At 70.7% G+C, this 20,246-nt stretch carries 16 protein-coding genes; 9 read left to right on the top strand and 7 right to left on the bottom strand.

Translation table 11 applies throughout. The features are described 5' to 3' along the window. Nucleotides 1-268 precede the first annotated feature (268 nt). On the top strand, nucleotides 269-979 hold the full coding sequence (locus tag GFH49_RS06755) for a hypothetical protein (RefSeq protein ID WP_155054837.1): 711 nt from the start codon (nucleotides 269-271) through the stop codon (nucleotides 977-979). Nucleotides 980-992: 13 nt separating this feature from the next. Continuing rightward, complete coding sequence (locus GFH49_RS06750) at nucleotides 993-1,760, top strand: hypothetical protein (protein ID WP_155054836.1); 768 nt, start codon at nucleotides 993-995, stop codon at nucleotides 1,758-1,760. 32 nt (nucleotides 1,761-1,792) lie between these two features. Here GFH49_RS06750 and GFH49_RS06745 read toward each other — a convergent pair whose 3' ends face one another. Continuing rightward, nucleotides 1,793-2,203, bottom strand: coding sequence for an ATP-binding protein (locus GFH49_RS06745; protein ID WP_155054835.1), 411 nt, complete (start codon nucleotides 2,201-2,203; stop codon nucleotides 1,793-1,795). Nucleotides 2,204-2,396: 193 nt separating this feature from the next. Between GFH49_RS06745 and GFH49_RS39940 the strand changes: the two genes are divergently transcribed. Genes GFH49_RS39940 through GFH49_RS06735 form a run of 3 tightly spaced genes read left to right on the top strand, consistent with a single transcriptional unit; the run spans nucleotide 2,397 to nucleotide 3,072 of the window. After that, nucleotides 2,397-2,666: a helix-turn-helix domain-containing protein gene (locus GFH49_RS39940; RefSeq protein ID WP_230396196.1), complete on the top strand. Its 270-nt coding sequence runs from the start codon at nucleotides 2,397-2,399 to the stop codon at nucleotides 2,664-2,666. Beyond that, entirely contained in the window at nucleotides 2,612-2,902 is a 291-nt protein-coding gene (locus GFH49_RS39935; protein WP_230396185.1) for a Scr1 family TA system antitoxin-like transcriptional regulator, read from the top strand. Before GFH49_RS39940 ends, GFH49_RS39935 begins: the two co-directional genes overlap by 55 nt. Beyond that, the gene (locus GFH49_RS06735; RefSeq protein WP_155054834.1) at nucleotides 2,899-3,072 is read left to right on the top strand and encodes a DUF397 domain-containing protein; all 174 of its coding nucleotides are present in this window, start codon (nucleotides 2,899-2,901) and stop codon (nucleotides 3,070-3,072) included. Before GFH49_RS39935 ends, GFH49_RS06735 begins: the two co-directional genes overlap by 4 nt. 854 nt (nucleotides 3,073-3,926) lie before the next feature. Here the strand turns inward: GFH49_RS06735 and GFH49_RS06730 are convergent. After that, nucleotides 3,927-4,553, bottom strand: coding sequence for a GNAT family N-acetyltransferase (locus tag GFH49_RS06730; RefSeq protein WP_155054833.1), 627 nt, complete (start codon nucleotides 4,551-4,553; stop codon nucleotides 3,927-3,929). 19 nt (nucleotides 4,554-4,572) lie between these two features. Beyond that, nucleotides 4,573-5,805, bottom strand: coding sequence for a 3-phosphoshikimate 1-carboxyvinyltransferase (gene aroA, locus GFH49_RS06725; RefSeq protein ID WP_155054832.1), 1,233 nt, complete (start codon nucleotides 5,803-5,805; stop codon nucleotides 4,573-4,575). Between the two features lie 676 nt (nucleotides 5,806-6,481). Between aroA and GFH49_RS06720 the strand changes: the two genes are divergently transcribed. Both GFH49_RS06720 and GFH49_RS06715 read left to right on the top strand, forming a co-directional pair. After that, complete coding sequence (locus tag GFH49_RS06720) at nucleotides 6,482-8,272, top strand: glycoside hydrolase family 3 protein (protein WP_155054831.1); 1,791 nt, start codon at nucleotides 6,482-6,484, stop codon at nucleotides 8,270-8,272. A 148-nt stretch (nucleotides 8,273-8,420) separates the two neighbouring features. Beyond that, nucleotides 8,421-9,101, top strand: a complete 681-nt coding sequence (locus tag GFH49_RS06715) for a hypothetical protein (RefSeq protein ID WP_155054856.1) — start codon at nucleotides 8,421-8,423, stop codon at nucleotides 9,099-9,101. Nucleotides 9,102-9,265: 164 nt separating this feature from the next. Here GFH49_RS06715 and GFH49_RS06710 read toward each other — a convergent pair whose 3' ends face one another. The 4 genes from GFH49_RS06710 to GFH49_RS06695 all read right to left on the bottom strand — a co-directional run bounded on the left by GFH49_RS06710 (nucleotide 9,266) and on the right by GFH49_RS06695 (nucleotide 16,392). After that, entirely contained in the window at nucleotides 9,266-10,708 is a 1,443-nt protein-coding gene (locus tag GFH49_RS06710; RefSeq protein ID WP_155054830.1) for a S28 family serine protease, read from the bottom strand. A 154-nt stretch (nucleotides 10,709-10,862) separates the two neighbouring features. Continuing rightward, nucleotides 10,863-11,252: a hypothetical protein gene (locus tag GFH49_RS06705; protein ID WP_155054829.1), complete on the bottom strand. Its 390-nt coding sequence runs from the start codon at nucleotides 11,250-11,252 to the stop codon at nucleotides 10,863-10,865. Between the two features lie 228 nt (nucleotides 11,253-11,480). Beyond that, nucleotides 11,481-15,251 carry an ABC transporter ATP-binding protein gene (locus GFH49_RS06700; protein ID WP_155054828.1) on the bottom strand — a complete coding sequence of 1,257 codons (3,771 nt, stop codon included), beginning with the start codon at nucleotides 15,249-15,251 and terminating at the stop codon, nucleotides 11,481-11,483. Between the two features lie 103 nt (nucleotides 15,252-15,354). Further along, a complete protein-coding gene (locus GFH49_RS06695; protein WP_155054827.1) occupies nucleotides 15,355-16,392 on the bottom strand; it encodes an esterase-like activity of phytase family protein in 1,038 nt (345 codons plus the stop codon). A 299-nt stretch (nucleotides 16,393-16,691) separates the two neighbouring features. On the opposite strand from GFH49_RS06695, the gene GFH49_RS06690 reads away from it, so the two are divergent. Both GFH49_RS06690 and GFH49_RS06685 read left to right on the top strand, forming a co-directional pair. Beyond that, nucleotides 16,692-17,678, top strand: coding sequence for a DMT family transporter (locus GFH49_RS06690; protein ID WP_155054826.1), 987 nt, complete (start codon nucleotides 16,692-16,694; stop codon nucleotides 17,676-17,678). A 153-nt stretch (nucleotides 17,679-17,831) separates the two neighbouring features. Then, on the top strand, nucleotides 17,832-20,204 hold the full coding sequence (locus tag GFH49_RS06685) for an ArnT family glycosyltransferase (protein ID WP_155054825.1): 2,373 nt from the start codon (nucleotides 17,832-17,834) through the stop codon (nucleotides 20,202-20,204). The last annotated feature ends 42 nt before the right edge of the window (nucleotides 20,205-20,246 follow it).

Here is a 20,246-nt window from a genome sequence, read left to right as displayed (position 1 = left end):
GCCGCTGCGGATGCGCGAGGCATCCTCGCCGAACGTCACATCCCGCACGTAGTGAATCTTGTTCGGCAAAGTATTCACCGAGACCGAGCAAGTGGCCGTAAACGGAATCACCCAAGGAACACTCAAGGCCACTTCGTTCGGCAGGGGAATCTACCAGCAGGCAACAGGACAGGACTCAAGTCCTCAGCCATCCACCACCGCGCCGAGCAGCGAAGCCTTCCATAGCACGCTGGCCTACTAGGAACCCGCTCGATGTGAAGAGGGATACATGACATTGCCTTCAGGCCACGGCGGCGCCGCCGAACTCCCCGACGAGAAGCACCGGAAGCTGATTTACCGGACATTGGCGACATCGGACGTTGAGGCCATCTTCCTTGCCAGCGCGGGCATGGCCAACATGCCCAAAGCACGTCGGGCGGGCCGCCCTTTCGTGCTGATCGAAGCGGAGACGCGAGGAATTCGTTGGACGCACCCGCTCTTTCAGGTCGCGGCCTTCCTGAGCGGGGACTGGGAATGGTCCCGGTGGCAGGGTTCCAAGGTGCCCACCACAGCCGAGGAGCGCAGGAAACTCCGCGCATGGTCGGCCTCTCAGGATCAACACAAGCACCTGACCGCACATTTCGGCAGCTGGGACAGCATCGCGGGGTCCCTCGTCGAGGCAATGCAGCCCGTGTCCCGATGCCAAGTGCGCGAGTTCCTCGCCGTTCGCCGCGAGTCGCTTGAGGTGATCCATGTGAACACGCATCGCCGGCACCCCGAACGCACTGCCGAGTTCGCACAGCTTGCCTGGTCACTGCCGCGTAAGCACCTGAAGTGGACCCGCGATGTCACCGAGGGGAAGCCTCCCCGCGGCTATCAGATCGGCTTTGACGACGGCTCCTGGACGACACTCTGGCTCCACGCCCAGCCCCACCTTCCGGCTTTCCGCGACATCTTCCCCGGGACTCTGCCTCAGACCTCGCCGATCCCCGACGCGTAACGGAGCCGTCGCCATGACTGTCATGACCGCCCCCACCGGGGCCCTGCAGGCCTACCGGCTCAGCACCGGCCCTCTCCATATCGGCTGGATACAGCCGGACTTCGTCCACGACCTGCCGCTGGCCGTCGATGACGCCGACGACCTCGACGCAACGGCCGACCGCCTGTACGAGCTGGCGCGCGACCTGCTCCCCCACCGTGCCCCCACCGAACAGCACACTCTTGCCCGCCTGCTGATCCAGTCCGTCGGCCAGCTCATCGGCGCCGACGCCGTCTACGCCGGACTCTGCCTGATCGAGCACGAGGGCGAACCCTCCGTCTCCAGCCTCGCCGTCACCCACACCCCGCGCCTCCCCGGCGACGAGGAACAGGCCTGCGAGCTGATGGCCGAGGCGCTCGGTGAACGTTTTCCGGACGACGAGGTCGGCATCATCGAACTGCCGCAGCTGCGCGCCGTCAGCCGCATCGCCCGCGACTGGATCGCCCTCCCCGCGGAGATCGCCCCGGACGGCCAGACCCATCAGGTCCCCCGGAACCTGATCCAGGTCTTCCTGCCTCTGCCTCGGGTTCCGGAGCTGCTCACGTTCGAGCTGTCCAGCATCTCCGAGAACGCCTGGGCCCTGCACTCGCAGCTTTTCGCGGAGATCCTTCGCTCCATCGACTGGACGACCGACCAGGAGCTTGCCGACACGGCCCGGCTCGCGGCGGTACAGCAGCCGTACGTGCCCGAGCAGGGGTCGGGCACGTCGGCGGCGGACGCGGTGGCCAGGGACTTCGGCTGACACCGAAGGACCCCGCAACCACCCCGAACCCGTCACGTCGACAGCACATGAGCTGCGCTCAGCCCATGCATCCCTTTGCAGCCCGAAAATACGACGCGGGCCCACACGGACTTGCCGGACTCCCGGTGCCGGACCTCCCAGCCGTCGGCGAGGGCCTCTACGAGGAGCAGGCCCCGGCCTGAAGTGGCGTCCGGGTCATAGGGCTTGAGCACCGGGAGATCCGGTGATCCGTCGCCGACCTCGATCTCGATCGTCTTCTCGCCGTCGTAGGCGAGGGAGGTGTCGAAGGTACGGCCGGGGGTCCGGGCATGCCGTACGGCGTTCGCCGCCAGCTCGGACAGGATCAGCACGACTGTCTCGCTCGCGTCCTCGGGCACCGACCAGGAGGCGAGGACCAGTCGGGCACCGAGCCGGACCTCGGGGATGTTCTCGGAGACCGGCATGAAGGAGCGACGCCAGGAGTGGGGCCGGGCATGAGGGGGTGACTTTCCGTGTTCACCTTACGACTGTCGGTCCTGGTCGCTACCTTGGGTAGTGACCGTGCGTCAACGGTCGCCGACGACGACTGGCGGTGTGGGCGCGTTGAGTTGGGTTGAGTCGTGTTGAGATTGAGTCGTGTTGAGGGGGACAGCTGCGATGGGGCAGACCAAGAAGACATCATCCTCGCCCGCCGCGCAGTACTTCGCGGAAGTGCTGCGGCTGTTGCGTACGGCAAAGGCGCTCTCGCAGAACGAGTTGGGCGACCTCATGGCCTACTCGGGTGCGGCGGTGAGCGCGGTGGAGACCTGCGCGAAGCCGGCGACGGACGAGTTCAGCGGCGCCTCCGGTGCCAGGTCGGCGGCCCCGAGGCCATGCGGGCCCAGTACGAGTACCTGCTCACCTGCGCCCGGCGTCCCAACGTGGTGATCCAGGTCATGCCATCGAGCACGACGGGGCACGCGGGACTGCAAGGACCGCTGACCGTGCTCGAAACCCCGGAACAGACCACCCTCGTCTGCATGGAGGGCAACGGCCACAGCATGCTCGTATCCAAGCCGGACGAGGTCGGGGTCCTTGCCCGCCGCTGTGCGATGATCAGTCGGCAGGCCCTCCGCCCGGAGGAATCCGTAGCCCTGATCGAGCAGTTGGCAGGTGAGCTATGACTGAACTGACGTGGTTCAAGAGCAGTTACAGCGACTCCAGCGGCGGCGAATGCGTCGAGGTCGCCACCACCTCCGCCATCCACATCCGCGACTCCAAGACCCCCGACAACCCGTACCTCACCATCTCTGCCACCGCCTGGGCCGACTTCCTCACCCATGCCGTGAAGTGACCGTTGGGGCCGCCCGCTTCTTGGTCAGTGTCGTGCTGGAGCGAGCGAGCGGCCCGGAAAGACGGGTGGCCAGGGGCAGCCTCTTCGGTTGGCCGAGGGGCGGGCCGGGGTGGGGGGCGCGTCAGCGCCTCGCAAGCACGCCGGGTCGGCTCAGCGGCTTGCGGCCTGGGAGCTGCGGGTGCGGGTGGGCAGGGCGCGGGCAGGTCGGACGCGTCAGCGAGGCGGGGGCACGCCGGGTCGGCTCAGCGGCTGAGCCTGAGTGGGTGGGGTGGGGGCGTGCCGGGGCGGCGGCGTGTGGCCAGTGGGCGGCTTTGCTCAACGATTGGTGGATCTGTCTCACCCGGGGTGAGTAAGGTCCCAGCTCGAACGCCCCACCGGTGGGACAGACGCACCAATCACCGTCCGAGGCTCGGTGATTGAGGCTGGTGTGACAAGCGAGGTTGATGACAGCCGCACCCGCAGCCGCAGCGCCCACCGGCCGCAAGTCGCTGAGCCGACCCGGCGTGCCCCCGCCCCGCCGACACGTCCGCCCTGCCCGCGCCCTGCCCACCCGCACCCGCAGCCCCCCACCCGCCGCAAGCCGCCAAACCGGCCCGGCGTGCCTGCGAGGCGCTGACGCGCCCCCGACCCCGGTCCGCGTCGCAGCCGGCCAGCACGCACACACGCCTCGGCCACCCGCCTTTCCGGGCCGCTCGCTCGCTTCCAACCCGTGCTGGAGCGAGCCGAGTCAAGGGTGGCCCGGAGGGCCATCGGCGCAGCCGACGCGGAACGAAGTGGAGCGCCCTTTACTCGGCTCGCGGAAGTACGACACTGGCCAAGAAGCGGGCGGCCCCACGGCAACCGCTCAACTCCGTTCAGCGTGCCAACGCCTTGGCCAGCCGGCCCTCCAGTCGCTTCCGGCACTCCGGCCACTCCGTCGCCGTGATCGAGTAGATCGCCGAGTCCCGCAACCGCGCGTCCTCCCCCGGAGCCCATGAACGGGACCAGTTCCTCAGCACCCCCTCGAAGTGGGCGCCGGTCGCTGCGATGGCCGCGCGGGAGCGGGTGTTGCGGGCGTCCGTCTTCAGATCCACCCGGGACACGGCCCACTCCTCGAAGGCATGCCGGAACAGCAGCAGCTTGGCTTCCGCATTCAGCCCCGTGCCCTGAGCGGACGCCGCCAGCCAGGTGAAGCCGACCTCGATGGCGTCCAGGCGGTCGTCGGAGAGCCAGGAGCGCGGCTCCCAGTACGACGTCGTACCGACCGCTCGTCCCGAGGCGACCGACACCTGGGCGTACGGAGCCAGGCGGCCCGTTGCCGCGCGGGCGAGTTGCGCGTCGATGTACGCGCCGGCCTCCTCCGCCCGCGGCACCCACGTGAACTCGTACGTCCCCCGGTCCTCCTCCGCCGCCACCGCCAAGTCGGCCGCGTGCCGGTGCTCCAGCGGCTCCAGGCGCACCAACTCGCCCTCCAGAGCCGGGCCCTCCAGCTTGAAGCTCACCTGCGACGCCCCTCGGTCTCTACAGACTGAGCTCCGCGAACGCCTCGTGGAACCCCGGGAAAGTCTTCCGCACACACCCCGGGTCGTCGAACGAAATTCCCGGCACCCGCAACCCCGTCACCGCGAAGGACATGACGATGCGGTGGTCGCCGTACGACTTGATCTCCGCACCCACAAGGCCACCGGCAGCCCCCGGCCGGATCTCGATCCAGTCCGGGCCCGTCGCCGTCTCCACCCCCAACCGCCGCAGATTCTCCGCGCACGCCTCCAGCCGGTCGCACTCCTTCACCCGCGTGTTCGCCACGTCCTCGATCCGCACGGGGCCGGAGGCGAACGGCGCGATCGCGGCCAGGGTCGGCATGGTGTCTGAAATATCCCGCATGTTGACCGTCAGACCGCGGAGTTCGCCTGTCCCCCTGACCGTCGTGCTCTCCGCACCGACCGTCACCTGCGCGCCCATCCGGCCGAGTACGTCGACGAAGTCCAAATCGCCCTGGAGGGCCCCGGCGCCCAGCCCGGGGACCGTGACCTCGCCGCCCGTGACGGCCGCCGCGGCGAAGTAGTAGCTCGCGGTCGAGGCGTCCGGTTCGATCGCGTAGGTCGTGGCCCGGTAGCCGCCCGGCGGGACCACGAAGTCGTCCCCGTCCCGCCCGACCTCCACGCCGAACGCCCGCATCATCGCGATGGTGATCCCCACGTACGGCGCCGAGACCAGATCGGTGACCTTGATCCGCAGGCCCTTGCGGGTCAGCGGGCCCAGCAGCAGCAATGCCGTCAGGTACTGCGAGGACTGGCCGGCGTCGAGCGTCACCTCGCCGCCCTCGACTCCCGACGCCCGGACGGTCAGGGGGTGGTGACCCTCCGTCTCCTCGTGCCGGAGGTCCACGCCCAGGTCGCGCAGGGCACGGGACAGGGGCAGCAGGGGGCGGCGGCGCATCTGGGGGGACGCGTCGAAGCGGTACGTCCCGGCGCCCGTCGCCGCCAGGGTCGGCAGGAAGCGGGCCGTCGTCGCGCCGTCGCGGCAGTACACGTCCGTCTCGGTCACGGACGGGCCCTGCGGGCGGCCGTCGATCTGCCAGGTGTCCGGGGTCTGGCCCACGCGGTAGCCGAGGCGGGTCAGGCCTTCCGCGAAGCCTTCCGTGTCGTCGGAGCGGAGCGGGCGTACGAGGGTGGTGACCCCGTCGGCCGCCGCCGCCAGGAAGAGGGCGCGGGCGGTGATGGACTTGGAACCGGGGATGTCGACAACAGGCATGGCCTCATGATCGCCCGACCCGCGCCCTCGGTGTCCTCGCGTCCACGGGATGGACCACGGACGGTCGCCCGGTCGTCACCGTCGTCGGCATGCGTACGGTTTCCGTGGCCCAAGGTGACGGACGACCCATCCATGACCCAAGGTGACGGACGACCCATCCATGACCCAAGGTGACGGACGGCCCATCCATGACCCAAGGTGACGGACGGCCCATCCGTGGCTCAAACTTACGGCCCATCCGTCCCGTTGAACCCCGGGTCACCAACTTCCGGGAATCCGGGCCGAGCCGGGAACCCGGCCCCACCCCCGCTCGTCCAACCCGCAAGCTGCCGGAGAGTCACCGTGATGCGGTGTCGGCCTCGCTGCTGGCTGCGAACGCTGACCCACCCTCTCCGCCGTACCGCGGCCGGCAGCACACCGCCATCGGCGCACCCCCCTCCAACTGCGCCGATGGCGGCCTTTCGCTCCGCGGGAGGGCCACGATTGGCCGTCGATCGTCTGCGGGTTCGTCGTGGCTGGTCGCGCAGTTCCCCGCGCCCCTTCGGGGGCGCCGCCGAACCGCCGCCGACTTCAGCAGAGCCGCTCCGTGTGCCCTCCCTTGACTGGCAGAAACTTCCCGGATATTGGTGGCTCCTCGGAAGTTTCTTTCAGTGGATCATTTCCGGAAGGAGCGCACGTGCCCTCCAGACGTACCGTTCTGGCCGCCACCGCAGGCGTCGCCGCCACCCTCGCCGTGGGCGGAACCGCCTACGCGGACGACAAGAGGCTCCGCTCTCTCATCTCCCGTATGACGCTGCCCGAGAAGGTCGGGCAGCTGTTCGTCATGCGGGTCTACGGCCACTCCGCCACCGCCCCCGACCAGGCCGACATCGACGCCAACCTCGATGAGATCGGCGTCCGCAACGCCGCCGAGCTCATCGCCGAGTACCACGTCGGCGGCATCATCTACTTCACCTGGGCGCACAACACACGCGACCCCCGTCAGATCGCCGACCTGTCCAACGGCATCCAGCGCGCCTCGCTCCAGCGGCCGCGCGGGCTGCCCGTCCTCGTCTCCACCGACCAGGAGCACGGGATAGTGTGCCGAGTCGGCGAACCCGCCACCCTCTTCCCGGGCGCGATGGCCATCGGCGCGGGCGGGTCACGCACCGACGCACGCTCCCTCGGCCGTATCGCCGGGCAAGAGCTGCGAGCCCTCGGCATCCGGCAGAACTACTCCCCCGTCGCCGACGTCAACGTCAATCCCGCCAACCCGGTCATCGGTGTCCGCTCCTTCGGCTCCGAACCCGGCGCGGTGGCGGGTCTGGTCGCCGCCGAAATCGCCGGGTACCAGGGCTCGGGCGTCGCGGCGACCGCCAAGCACTTCCCGGGCCACGGGGACACCACCGTCGACAGCCACTACGGCTTCCCGGTCATCACGCACAGCCGGGAGGAATGGGAAGAGCTGGACGCCGAGCCCTTCCGGGCCGCGATCCGCGCGGGCATCGACTCGATCATGACCGCGCACATCCAGTTCCCCGCCCTCGACGACTCCGGCGACCCGGCCACCCTCTCCCGCCCGATCCTCACCGGCATCCTGCGCGAGGAGCTCGGCTATGACGGAGTGGTCGTCACCGACTCCCTCGGGATGGAGGGCGTGCGCACCAAGTACGGCGACGACCGCGTGCCCGTGCTCGCGCTCAAGGCCGGTGTGGACCAGCTCCTCAACCCGCCGAAGCTGGACGTCGCATGGAACGCGGTGCTCCAGGCCGTGGAGGACGGGGAACTCGACGAGGCGCGGCTCGACGAGTCGGTGCTGCGCATCCTGCGGCTGAAGGCGAAGCTCGGCCTGTTCGACGCGCCCTACGTCAGCCCCGGCGGCGTCGACCGGAACGTCGGCACCCCGGCCCACCTCTCCGCCGCGGACCGCATCGCCGAGCGGACGACCACGCTCCTCGTCAACGAGGGCGGACTGCTGCCCCTGTCCACCCGCGAGCACCCCCGGCTCCTCGTCGTAGGCGCCGACCCCGCCTCACCGTCCGGCACGACCGGACCGCCCACCGGCGTCCTCGCCGCCGCCCTCACCGAACTCGGCTTCACCGCCACCAGGCTGTCCACCGGTACGGCACCGGCCTCGGCGACCATAAGCGCCGCCGTGGCCGCGGCGGGCGAGGCGGACGCCGTCGTGGTCGGGACGTACAACGTCACGGCGAGCAGCACCCAGAAGACCTTGGTCCAGGAACTGCTGGCGACCGGGAAGCCGGTGGTGGCGGTCGCCACCCGCAATCCCTACGACGTGGCCCAACTGCCCGCCGTCCAGGCGTACTTGGCGTCGTACTCCTGGACGGATGTGGAACTGCGCGCCGCGGCGCGCGTGATCGCCGGGCAGGTGCTGCCGCGCGGGAGGCTGCCGGTGCCGGTGCTGCGGGCCGACGATCCGGCGCGGGTGCTGTATCCGGTCGGGCATGGGCTGTCGTACCGGACGTAGCACACATACGTCATGCGCCCGGCGTACAACCATTAATGGGCGCAAAGCATCCCGGCGCGTCTGGCGTGCGCCCGCCTCGGCGGGTCACGCTGGGCCGGGGGGCGGAGGGGTGTCAGGGGGTGCCGGGGGGTGCCGGGGGGGGATGGCGATGCGTGAAAAGGGTTCCGTGGGGGTGGCGGTGTGCGTGCTGACGGCGCTGCTCGTCACCCTGCTGACGGGCTGTCAGGGCATAGCTTCCGACCGGCCCGCGGCAGCGGAGGAGGAGACGCCGGGCGGCAGCGGCGGGGCGGCCCCGACGCAGCCCTCCGGCCACGGCGCGGTGTTCCTCGCGGTCGACGAGTGCAGCTCCTTCGGTACGACGAGCTTCACCGAGGTGCCGTGCACCGGTGAACGGGCGGCGGCGCGGGTCGTGGCGCGGTACGAGGGCCGGGTGGGCGACGGGCCGCTGTGCCCCGGGACCACGGACTTCGTCCTCCACATCAGCGACAAGGCACCGGCCTTGGCCGACGAGGACGGCGACGGAACGATCCCGCAGGGCTACGCCTGCATGCGCAACCTCTCCCCGCCCCACCCCGGCGACCCCGGCGGCGGAGGCGGTCCCCGCACCATCGTCGGCGACTGCGTCTACAGCTCCGGCGACGGGCAGGTCCGCGAGACGTCCTGCGCGGGCGAGGGCAAGGGCGCGGGCGAGAACGGGGGCGAGGGCAAGCAGGAGCCCGAGTACGAGGTGACGAAGGCCGTCGGCAGGCGTACGCAGTGCCCGGCGTCGACGGCGCTGTACATCCAGCTGGGCGGGACGGATCCGGTGGGCTGCGCCCGGCCGCTGTGAGCAACGGCCGGGCACACCTCATGCGTCCGGGCACATCTCATACGTCACCGACGCAGCGCGGTACGGACGCAGCGTCGGCTCACGCGTCACGGACGCAGCGTCGGCTCACGCGTCACGGACGCAGCGTCGGCTCGCGCGGTACGGACGCAGCGTCGGCTCACGCGTCACGGACGCAGCGTCGGCTCGCGCTCGATGTCGCGCTTGTCCAGCTTGGCGTCGAACGGGGCCAGTGGCTCGGCCGCCGCGGGGTTCGACTGTACGGCGCTGGACGCGACGCCCGCCCACTCCAGGATCCGCGCCGTGGCCAGGGCCTTCTCGTCGGCGACGAGGCCCGCGACGTTGGCGCCGTGGTTGAGGCCCGGCGCGGTGAAGACGTAGCTGTCCCGCGCGCCCTTGCCGAGGCGGAACGGCTCGGCGCCCCACGGGTCGTTCTCGCCGTAGACGAACATCATCTGCCGCGCGTTGTGCCGGACCCAGCTGTCGACGTCCTTCATGACGTACGGCTGGAACCTCATCGGGATCGACCGCGGGACGAAGTTGCGCGGCGGCTGGTAGCCGTAGCGGATGTACTTCTCCTCGATGTGCGGGAAGACGATCGTCGGCGCACCCAGCTGCGTACCCGCCTGGTAGTAGTACGGCGTGTACGGCTCCAGGCCCTGGTCCGTGTAGAAGGAGAACCCGGCGATGGTGTCGATGGAGTTCCAGATGGCGTCGTCGGTGGCGTTCTCGGCGTCCGCCGGGATCGTGTCGCAGTCGGACAGCAGGCTGTACTGCCAGAAGCCCCAGACGTAGTCGAGGACGGTGGCCTCGTAGGCCTTGTCGAGGCTGCCGATGGTGTCGAAGGTGTAGCCGTTGTCCGCCGCGTAGGCCGCGTACCGCTTCTCCAGCGGCTCCCGGCGCACCAGCGCCTCGCGCTGCACGCCGTTCAGGCGGTCGCGGCACTCCTCGGTGCCGACGGTGGCGAAGAAGTCGTCATAGGCGGAGTCCTCGTTGTTCACGACGTCGTTGGGGGCGACGTAGGCGACGACGCCGTCCATGTCGCGCGGGTAGAAGCGCTCGTAGTAGGTGGCGGTCATGCCGCCCTTGGAGCCGCCCGTGGAGAGCCAGTTCTGGTCGTAGACCGGCTTGAGCGCCTCGAAGATGCGGTGCTGGTCGCTGGCCGCCTGCCAGATGTCCAGCTTGGTCCAGTCGGCCGGGTCGGGACGCGACGGGGTGAAGAAGCGGTACTCCATGGAGACCTGGTTGCCGTCCACGATCTGGGTCGGCTCGCTGCGGCGGGGCGTCGTGGAGACGTTGTAGCCGCCGGTGTAGAAGACCGTCGGGCGGGACTCGTCCTTGTGCAGCACGGTGATGCGCTGCTGGAACGTGCCCTTGGACGGGCGCCGGTGGTCTATCGGCTGGGTGTAGTTGAGGACGAAGAAGCGGTAGCCGGTGTACGGCTTCTCCTCGACCAGGCTCATGCCCGGAACGGAGAGCAGCTTCTCCTTGATGTCAGCGATATCAGCGGTGCCGGTGGCTTCCGGCTCGGCGGCTGTGGCCGCCCCCGCCGTACTCAGTGTGCCTATGAGCACTGTGAGCGCCAGCAGCCATCTGAGCGCCTTGCGCATGCACCCTCCCGGTGAATACAGATGTGCGCCGGAAGCTAGCGGAGCAAGTCACCTGAATACCAGGGGACATGACAGGCCGATGAGTAAATCCTGTTGAAAACCTGTACGTCGGTATTGCGTCGGAAACCCGCGTCGCTACCGCGTCGGCGCCGCCTCAGTACCGGATCCAGCCGCTGCTGACCGATCCCCGACCCACCGCGCCCTTGACGCGCACGCTCCGGTGGCCCATGTAGACCAGCGGCGTGCTGATGCGGCGGACGCGCTTGTCCTTGTAGGCGACCGGGCGATGGCCGCGCACCTGCACACTGACCGACATCGTCCGCGCGGGGCCGGGGTTCTTGGCGAGCGTGACGGCGCAGACCTCGCGGCCCTGCTTGTAGACGCGCACCATGCCGGTCGAGAAGGTGAGCGTCCTGACCTTGCGGCCGGCACAGGGCTTGGCCGCCGCGTGCGCCTCCGCCGGTGCCGTGAGCGCGAGCAGCCCGGATGTGGTGAGCACGGCGACGCCGAGCGCCAGCCCTCGGCGTATCGCACCACTGTCCACTGTCGTCCCTCCCGCACCCCGTCCATAAGCGTACGGGTGTACGGACGCCTGACATGTATCGGACGGTTGCACCCCCACCGCCGCCCCCCACTCCCCCCACCACCGCCCCCCGACCAGCTCCTCGCCCCGCACCACCCGAGGAACGCCCACCGCAACTCGACGTACCGCCCGCCCCGCGCGGTGCGTGGCGTCCTCGGCGGACAGCCCCGTCGGCACGCCGACGACCCGTCAGGCCACCGCCGCCGTGTCCTCCCCCGCGATTCCGGCGAACGTGCGCCACAACTCGGCGTACTGTCCGCCGCGGGCGAGGAGTTCTTCGTGGGTGCCGTCTTCGGCGATCCGGCCGTGGGCCATGACCACGACGCGGTCCGCGCGGGCCGCGGTGGTCAGGCGGTGGGCGACCACGAGGGTCGTACGGCGGCCTGAGAGGCGGTCGGTGGCCTGGTTGACCAGGGCCTCGGTGGCCAGGTCCAGGGCGGCTGTGGCCTCGTCGAGGAGGAGGATGTCCGGGTCGACCAGCTCGGCGCGGGCCAGCGCGATCAGCTGGCGTTGTCCCGCGGAGAGGTTGCGGCCGCGCTCGGCGACCTCGTGCAGGTACCCGCCTTCGAGCGTGGCGATCATGTCGTGCGCGCCGACCGCACGGGCCGCCGTCTCCACCTCGGCGTCGGTGGCGTCGGGGCGGCCGTAGGCGATGGCGTCACGGACGGTGCCCTGGAAGAGGTACGCCTCCTGCGGGACGACGCCGAGGCGGTGCCGGTACGACGTGAGGTCGAGGGCGCGGAGGTCGGTGCCGTCGACGGTGACGCGGCCGGCGGTGGGGTCGTAGAAGCGGGCCACCAGCTTGACGAGGGTCGACTTGCCGGCGCCGGTCTCGCCGACGAAGGCGACGGTCTGGCCGGCGGGGATGTCGAGGTGGATCCCGGTGAGGGCCTCCTCGGGTCCGCCGGTGGAGCCGTACGCGAAGTGCACGTCCTCGAAGGCGACTTCGCCCCGCAGCCGGCGCACGTCGAGCGGCTCGCCGGCGCTCTTCGTCGAGGCCGGCTCCTGGAGCAGCTCCTGGATGCGGCCCAGCGAGACCGTCGCCTGCTGGTAGCCGTCGAAGACCTGGGAGAGCTGCTGGACGGGGGCGAAGAACAGGTCGATGTAGAGGAGGTACGCCACCAGCGCGCCGGTGGTGAGCGTGGCGTCGTCGACCCGCCCGGCGCCCACGATCAGGACGGCCGCCGCGGCGACCGACGCCAGCAACTGCACTCCGGGGAAGTACACCGATATCAGCCACTGCCCCCGGACACGGGCCTGGCGGTAGCTGTCGCTCCGCTCCGCGAACCGCCGCCCGCCGTCCCGCTCGCGCCGGAACGCCTGCACGATCCGCAGCCCGGACACCGACTCCTGGAGGTCGGCGTTGACCAACGACACGCGTTCCCGGGCGAGTTCGTACGCCTTCACGCTCGCGCGGCGGAAGAAGACCGTGGCGATGATCAGCGGCGGGAGGGTGGCGAAGACGACCAGCGCCAGCTGTACGTCGATCACCAGCAGGGCCACCATGATGCCGAAGAAGGTGACGACCGAGACGAACGCCGTGACCAGACCGGTCTGCAGGAAGGTCGACAACGCGTCGACGTCCGTCGTCATCCTCGTCATGATCCGTCCGGTCAGCTCCCGCTCGTAGTAGTCGAGTCCGAGCCGCTGGAGCTGGGCGAAGATCTTCAGACGGAGGGAGTACAGGACGCGCTCGCCCGTGCGTCCGGTCATCCGGGTCTCGCCGACCTGCGCCGCCCACTGGATCAGCACGGTGAGCAGTCCGAGCAGCGACGCCGCCCAGATCGCGCCGAGGACCATCTCCGAGACGCCGCTGTCGATGCCGTGCCGGATCAGGACGGGCAGCAGGAGCCCCATACCCGCGTCCACGGCGACCAGGCCGAGGCTCACGAGGAGGGGCAGGCCGAAGCCGCGCAGGAGCCGGCGCAGGCCGTAGCTCTCCTCGGGTGTCACGGCGCGTGCCTCGTCGATCTCCGGGGTGTCGGTCGCCGGCGGCAGCGCGTCCACCTGGGCGAGGAGTTCGGGCGTGGCCGGGGTGCCGTCCATCGCGAGGTCGCGCGGGGTGCGCTCGCCCGCCCACAGCCGGGGCGTGATGCCCCGCTCGGCGTCGAACCCGGCGTCCAGCTCGTCCCGTACGGAGTCCCGTACGGAGTCCCGTACGGAGGTGTCCTCCCGCGGGCAGGCGGGCTGGGCGTGGCCGGGCGAGACGCCGCCGAGTTCGTCCGGGTCGGTGAGCAGGCGGCGGTAGAGCGCCGACCGCTGCTGGAGTTCGTCGTGGGTGCCGATGTCGGCGAGCCGACCGTCTTCGAGAACCGCGATGCGGTCGGCCAGATTGAGGGTCGAGCGGCGGTGGGCGATGAGCAGAGTCGTCCGGCCCTCCATGACGTGCTTCAGCGCCTCGTGGATCTCGTGCTCGACGCGGGCGTCCACCGCGGAGGTGGCGTCGTCGAGGACCAGCAGCCGCGGGTCGGTGAGGATCGCGCGGGCGAGGGCGACGCGCTGGCGCTGGCCGCCGGAGAGGGTGAGGCCGTGCTCGCCGACCTTGGTGTCGTAACCGTCGGGGAGTTCCCTGATGAAACGGTCCGCCTGGGCGGCGCGGGCGGCCTGCTCGATGTCTTGCCGGGTGGCGTCCGGACGGCCGTACGCGATGTTGTTGCGGACCGTGTCCGAGAAGAGGAAGGAGTCCTCGGGGACCAGCCCGATCGCGGCCCTCAGCGAGTCGAGGGTCAGCTCGCGGACGTCGTGGCCGCCGATGAGGACGGCGCCGTGGGTGACGTCGTAGAAGCGGGGCAGCAGCAGCGAGACCGTCGACTTGCCGGAGCCGGAGGAGCCGACGACGGCGAGGGTCTCGCCGGGGCGGATCTCGAAGGAGAGGCCGGACAGGACGGGGACGGGGCTGGTTGTGCCGGAGGCGCCCTCGTAGGCGAAGGAGACGTCGTCGAACTCGACGGTGGCCGGGGCGTCGGCGGGCAGGGTCTTGCCGCCCCCGTCGAACGTCGGCTCGGTGTCGATCAGCTCCAGGACGCGCTCCGTGCCGGCGCGGGCCTGCTGGGCGACGGTGAGGACCATGGCGAGCATCCGGACCGGGCCGACGAGCTGGGCGAGGTAAGTGGAGAAGGCGACGAACGTGCCGAGCGTGATGTGGCCGCGGACGGCGAGCCAGCCGCCCAGCGCGAGCATCGCGACCTGGCCGAGCGCGGGGACGGCCTGGAGGGCGGGGGTGTACGTGGAGTTGAACCGGATCGTGCGCAGCCGCCCCGCGAACAGCTTCCGTCCGACCTCCCGCAGTTTCCCGGTCTCCTGCTCCTCCTGCCCGAACCCCTTCACCACGCGTACGCCGCTGACGGCGCCGTCGACGACGCCCGCGACCGCGGCGGCCTGGGCCTGGGCATACCAGGTGGCGGGGTGCAGCTTGGTGCGGCTGCGCTTGGCGATGAACCAGATCGCCGGCCCGACCGCGAGGGCGACGAGCGTGAGCGGGAGCGACAGCCACGCCATGACGACCAGGGAGATCAGGAAGAGCATGAAGTTCCCGATGGTCATCGGGAGCATGAACAGCAGGCTCTGGATCAGCTGAAGGTCGCTGGTCGCCCGGCCGACGACCTGACCGGTGGACAGCTCGTCCTGCCGGCGGCCGTCGAGGCGGGTGATCGTGCCGTACATCTCGGTCCGCAGGTCGTGCTGGACGTCGAGGGCGAGCCGGCCGCCGTAGTAGCGGCGTATGTAGGTGAGGACGTAGACGAGGAGCGCGGCGCCGATCAGGGCGCCCGCCCAGACCGCCATCGACCTGCTGTGATCGACGATCACGTCATCGATGATCACCTTGGTGATCAGCGGGGCCAGCGCCATGACGGCCATGCCCGCGAGGGAGGAACCGAGGGCCAGGACGACATCCTTGGGGTAGCGCCAGGCGTACGCCCACAGCCTGCGCGCCCAGCCCTGCCCCTGCGGCGGTGCCACGTCGGTGCCTCCCCGTTCTGTTAAATCTACGGAAGGCACCAACGCGGAATGAAGCGGATTTCATCCCTCGCCGTGGTGATCGCCGTGGTGATCACCGTGGTGATCAGATGCGGACGCGGAGATCGTAGAAGCGAGTCGTCTGCGCCGCGTTCTGGTTGTCGTCGCTGACCAGGAGCACATGCAGGCGGCCCTTGGTCCGGCCCGTGACCACCATGCCTTCGATGTTGTCGAGGAGCGGGTTGGGCTGGGGCTGCTTGGCGGTCGCTCCCAGTGACGGGCAGTTCACGAGGTCGGCGAGGAGGGTCTTCTTCACCAGCCGTACGCCGTCCTGGCCGGTCAGCGTGTCGGTGCCGCCGGTGTCGGTCGCGCGGCGCGGGTCGGCGAGGTAGAGGCGGACGGTGTTGCCGACGCCGGAGGTGAAGCCGCGCTCCAGGACGAGGAGGCGGCCGTCGGGCAGCGCGGTGACCTCGGGGACGCCGAGGCCGGGGTCGGCCTGGTAGGCGTACTGGGCGCCGGGCTCGAAGGTGCCGTGGTGCCACGTCCAGGTCTGCCAGCGGACGATGCCGGGGGCGTCGCCGGACAGCGCGTACTCCATCGACGCCAGCAGGGTGCGCCCGCCGGGGAGCATGGTCAGGCCCTCGAAGGTGCCATTGGTCACGGCCCGACCGGCCGGGGCGACCTGGAGGGAGGCCGGTACCGGGAGACGGTCGAGGATCTTGCCGTCGCGCGAGTAGCGGCGTACGGACGGCTCGGTCTCGGAGCTGATCAGCCGGGTGCCGTCGCCGTCCACGACAAGGCCCTCGGAGTCCAGCGCGGCGCCGCTCTCGTCGGCGAGCGCGACGACGCTCTTCGGCTGGAGGGTCCCGCGGTCCAGGGTGAACAGCGCCGAGCGGTCCGAGACGGCGGCGAGGTCACCGTTGCGGTCCACGGCGAGCGCGGAGAAGTTGCCGGCATAGGTGCCCTGGTACGTCGTCTTGTCCAGGGCGTCGGAGAAGCCCTCGATGGCGACGGAGGGCGAACAGGCATGGCCGCTCTGCGTGCCGGTCCCCGCGTCGGCGGGCGCCGCGGCGGTGAGGCAGGTGGCCGCGGCGAGGCCTGCGGTGGCGGTCGCGAGCACGGTTCGTATGTTTCTCAGGCGCATGGGCGTCACCGTAGGGCGGGCCGGTGACGGACGGGAGACCAGCCCGTGAAGCGTCGGCTCGCGCTCATCACGCCCACTGTACGACCCGGTACGCTCCCCGCATGAGTACGTACTGGCACGCCGTCACGCCCCCTCCCTGCGCCTGACCGGGCGCAGCCGCCGAGGGTTCGTTTTCCCCGGCCCCGACCGACCCACCGGGCGGTGAGGGGCCGTCGTCGTGCGCCCGTTTCGGACCCGGTCCCAGACGCGCGGACGCAGACGCGCGGACGCAGACGCACTCGACGACGGAAGACACGACTGTGCCGAACCGCACCACCCCCTTGACCCCCGCTTCGACTCCCACTTCGACTCCCGCGCGCCCGGACGCGCGCCTCCTCACCGGCCCCGCGCCCATCCTCATCTCGTCCGTGCTGTGGGGCACGACCGGCACCACCTCCTCCCTGGCCCCCGCCGGCGCCCCCGCGGCGGCGATCGGCTGCGCCGGTCTCGTGCTCGGCGGCATCCTGCTGTTCCTGACCTCCCGCGGCGCCCGCTCACTGCCCGCCGTCTGCACACACCGTGAGCGGTGGCTGCTGGTGCTGGGCGCGCTGGCGGTGGCCGGATATCCGGCCACCTTCTATCCGGCGGTGGCCCGCACCGGCGTCGCGGTGACGACGGTGATCACGCTCGGCAGCGCGCCGGTCTTCGCCGGACTGCTGTCCTGGGCCACCGGACAGGCCCGGCCCACCGCACGCTGGACGCTCGCGACGGCGGCGGCCGTGCTGGGCTGCGCCCTGCTGGTGCTCGGCCCCGCCCTCGGCAGGCACTCCACGCCGATGGACCTGACCGGCGTCGGGCTCGCCGCGGGCGCCGGACTGTCGTACGCCGTCTACGCGCTGATCTGCGGCCGGCTCATCAGGCGCGGACACGCGTCCGACGCGGTGATGGGCGTGCTGTTCGGCGGAGCCGGGCTGCTCGTCCTGCCGCTCGTGCTGTTCCTGGACACGCAGTGGCTGACCACGACACGCGGCGCGGCGGTGGCGGTCTACCTGGCCCTGTTCACGGTCGCTCTCGCCTACCGGCTCTTCGGCTACGGGCTGCGCCACACCCCCGCGTCGACGGCGACGTCCCTGACCCTGGCCGAGCCCGCCGTCGCCGCGCTTCTGGGCGTCACCGTCCTCGGCGAACGCCTGCCGGCCGTCTCCTGGTGCGGGCTGGGCGTGCTCGCGCTGGGCCTGGTGTTCGTCGGCGGTGATCGTCAGAGCCGAACGTCAGAGCCGAAGGTCAGCGTTGAACGTCAGAGTTGAACGTCAGCGTTGAACGTCAGAGCTGATCGTCAGCGGTGACAGCGGCCGGTTGGTCAAGGGCTGAACCAACCATGACCCGGCCCTTGGCCGATTCAAAGCCGAGGGCCAGGTACGGCACAGCCCGCACCCACCCCTCCTTTGCACGATGCGCGGGTGACCTCAGCGACTGATCCACTCCCCCGCACGACCGCGACCCCCGAACCCCCGCCGCCGACCCGTGACGCGGCACTCCCGGACGAGGCACCACGCTGGTCGCTCCCCGCGCTCCTCGCGATCATGATCCTTGCGGCGGCGCTGTACTCCTGGAACCTGTCGTCGTCCGGCCTCAACAGCTTCTACAGCGCGGCCGTGCTGAGCGGCACAGAGAGCTGGAAGGCGTGGTTCTTCGGCTCGCTGGACGCCGGCAACTTCCTCACCGTCGACAAGCCGCCGCTCGCGCTGATGGTCATGGGCCTGTCGTGCCGGGTCTTCGGCTACGGCACCTGGCAGATGATGGCACCGATGATCGCGGCGGCCCTCGGCACGATCTGGATCCTGCACTCCTGCGTGCAGCGGGTCTGGGGCCACGCGGCGGCGGCCGTCGCCGCGCTGGTCCTGGCACTGACCCCGATCACCGTCGCCATCAACCGGGACAACAACCCCGACACGCTCCTCGTGCTGCTGATGGTGGCCGGCGCCGCGCTCGCGCTCCGCGCCACACGGAACGGCAAGCTGCTGCCGCTGCTCGGCTCGGCCGTGTGCTTCGGGCTCGCCTTCAACACGAAGATGCTCCAGGGCTACATCGCCCTGCCCGCCGTCTTCGCGGTCTACCTGTACGCGGCCGGGCCGAAGCTCGTGAAGCGGATCATCAACCTGGCCGTAGCCACCGTCGTCCTGGCGGTCTCCAGCTTCTGGTGGGCGGCCGCCGTCTCGCTCGTCCCCGCGTCCGAGAGGCCGTACATCGGCGGCTCCACGGACGGCACCGCGTGGGACCTGATCATGGGTTACAACGGCCTCGGCCGGATCTTCGGCGGCGAGGGCAACGGCGGAGGCGGCGGTGGCGGAGGCGGCTTCTCCGGTACGGCGGGAATCGGCCGTCTCTTCAACGACATCCTCGGCGGCCAGATCTCCTGGCTGATCCCCTTCGCCACGATCGCCTGCATCGGCGGCCTGGTGCTGTGCGGCCGGGCCCCGCGTACCGACATGACGCGGGCCGCGCTGGTGATGTGGGGCGGCTGGACCGCGCTGCACTACCTCACCTTCGCCATGGCCGAGGGCACCATGCACCCGTACTACACGACCGCGCTCGCGCCCGGCATCGCGGCGCTGTGCGGAGGCGGCGGCCTGATGCTGCTGCGCGCCTTCCGCACCGACAAGCGCTGGGTGTGGGTGCTGCCGGCGGGCCTCGCGATCACCGGTGTCTGGGCCGCCGTCCTGCTGCGCCGCGCCTCCGGCTGGAACACCTGGCTGTGGCCGACGATCGCGGTCGTCATGACGCTGGCGGTCGTCGGGCTGCTCGTCTTCCGGTCGGGCACGCGGGTGCGTCTCCTGTCGGTGTCCCTCGCCGCCGCGATCGTCGCGGCGGTCGCGGGCCCGGCGGCGTACGCCTGGTCGGTGCCGTCCGGTTCGGGCGGCGGCATGGGCGGTACGAACCCGACGGCGGGTCCGTCGACGGGTGGCGGCCTCGGCGGCGGGCCGGGCCGGGGCGGCGGAGGCTTCGGCGGAGGGGGGATGCCGGGTGGCGGGCAGCAGGGCGGCCAGAGCGGGCAGAGCGACCAGAGCGGGCAGTCCGGACAGCAGGACGGTCAGGCTGCCGGGGACTTCCCGGGCGGGGGCATGCCCAGCGGGGCGCCGAGTGGGGCGCCGAGTGGAGCACCCAGCGGAGCACCCAGTGGTGGCGCATCCGGAGGCACGTCCGGTGGCACATCCGGTGGCGCTGGCGGCGCATCCGGTGGCACTGGCGGCGCATCCGGCGATACGCAGCAGGACGGCACCCAGCAGGGCGGCGGCCTCCCGGGCGGCGATGGCCAGAACGGCGCGATGCCCGGCGGCGGCACGTCCCAGAACGGCGTCCAGGGCGGCGGCCCCGGCGGCGAAGGCGGCATGGGCGGAGGCGGCATGGGCGGAGGCGCCGCCGGGACCGAACTCATCTCGTACCTCAAGAAGCACCAGGACGGCGCCACTTGGCTGCTCGCCGTCTCCAGTTCGCAGAGCGCGGCCCAGCTCATCGTCAGCAGCGGCGAGCCCGTGATCTCCATGTGGGGCTGGTCGGGCTCCGACCAGGCGATGACCCTCGCCAAGCTCAAGGAGCTGGTGAAGAAGGGGAAGTTGCACTACATCCAGATCGGCGGCTCGGGCATGGGCGGCGGCCCCGGCGGCGGCTCGACCCTCTCCACCGAGGTGACGGAGTGGGTGCAGAAGAACGGCACGGCGGTGAAGGAGAGCGAGTACAGCACCAGTTCGACCTCCGACTCCGGCACGGGAGGCACATCGACCGAATCGACCGAGTCGTCGATCTACCGCCTGGACCCGTCAAACGTCAGCTGATCCACTGAGCACCTCCTGTCGATCCAGCCCAACGGCCCCTGA

It is taken from the genome of Streptomyces blattellae, assembly GCF_009709555.1.
Taxonomy (GTDB): Bacteria; Actinomycetota; Actinomycetes; order Streptomycetales; family Streptomycetaceae; genus Streptomyces; species Streptomyces blattellae.
The sequence above is the reverse complement of the archived record's forward strand: the minus strand, read 5'-3'. Positions and strand labels throughout refer to the sequence as shown.

Coding starts and splice junctions, on each gene's coding strand:
- GFH49_RS06755 (WP_155054837.1), top strand. CDS start 269: ATGACATTGCCTTCAGGCCACGGCGGCGCCGCCGAACTCCCCGACGAG.
- GFH49_RS06750 (WP_155054836.1), top strand. CDS start 993: ATGACTGTCATGACCGCCCCCACCGGGGCCCTGCAGGCCTACCGGCTC.
- GFH49_RS06745 (WP_155054835.1), bottom strand. CDS start 2,203: ATGCCGGTCTCCGAGAACATCCCCGAGGTCCGGCTCGGTGCCCGACTG.
- GFH49_RS39940 (WP_230396196.1), top strand. CDS start 2,397: ATGGGGCAGACCAAGAAGACATCATCCTCGCCCGCCGCGCAGTACTTC.
- GFH49_RS39935 (WP_230396185.1), top strand. CDS start 2,612: ATGCGGGCCCAGTACGAGTACCTGCTCACCTGCGCCCGGCGTCCCAAC.
- GFH49_RS06735 (WP_155054834.1), top strand. CDS start 2,899: ATGACTGAACTGACGTGGTTCAAGAGCAGTTACAGCGACTCCAGCGGC.
- aroA (WP_155054832.1), bottom strand. CDS start 5,805: ATGCCTGTTGTCGACATCCCCGGTTCCAAGTCCATCACCGCCCGCGCC.
- GFH49_RS06715 (WP_155054856.1), top strand. CDS start 8,421: ATGCGTGAAAAGGGTTCCGTGGGGGTGGCGGTGTGCGTGCTGACGGCG.
- GFH49_RS06710 (WP_155054830.1), bottom strand. CDS start 10,708: ATGCGCAAGGCGCTCAGATGGCTGCTGGCGCTCACAGTGCTCATAGGC.
- GFH49_RS06695 (WP_155054827.1), bottom strand. CDS start 16,392: ATGCGCCTGAGAAACATACGAACCGTGCTCGCGACCGCCACCGCAGGC.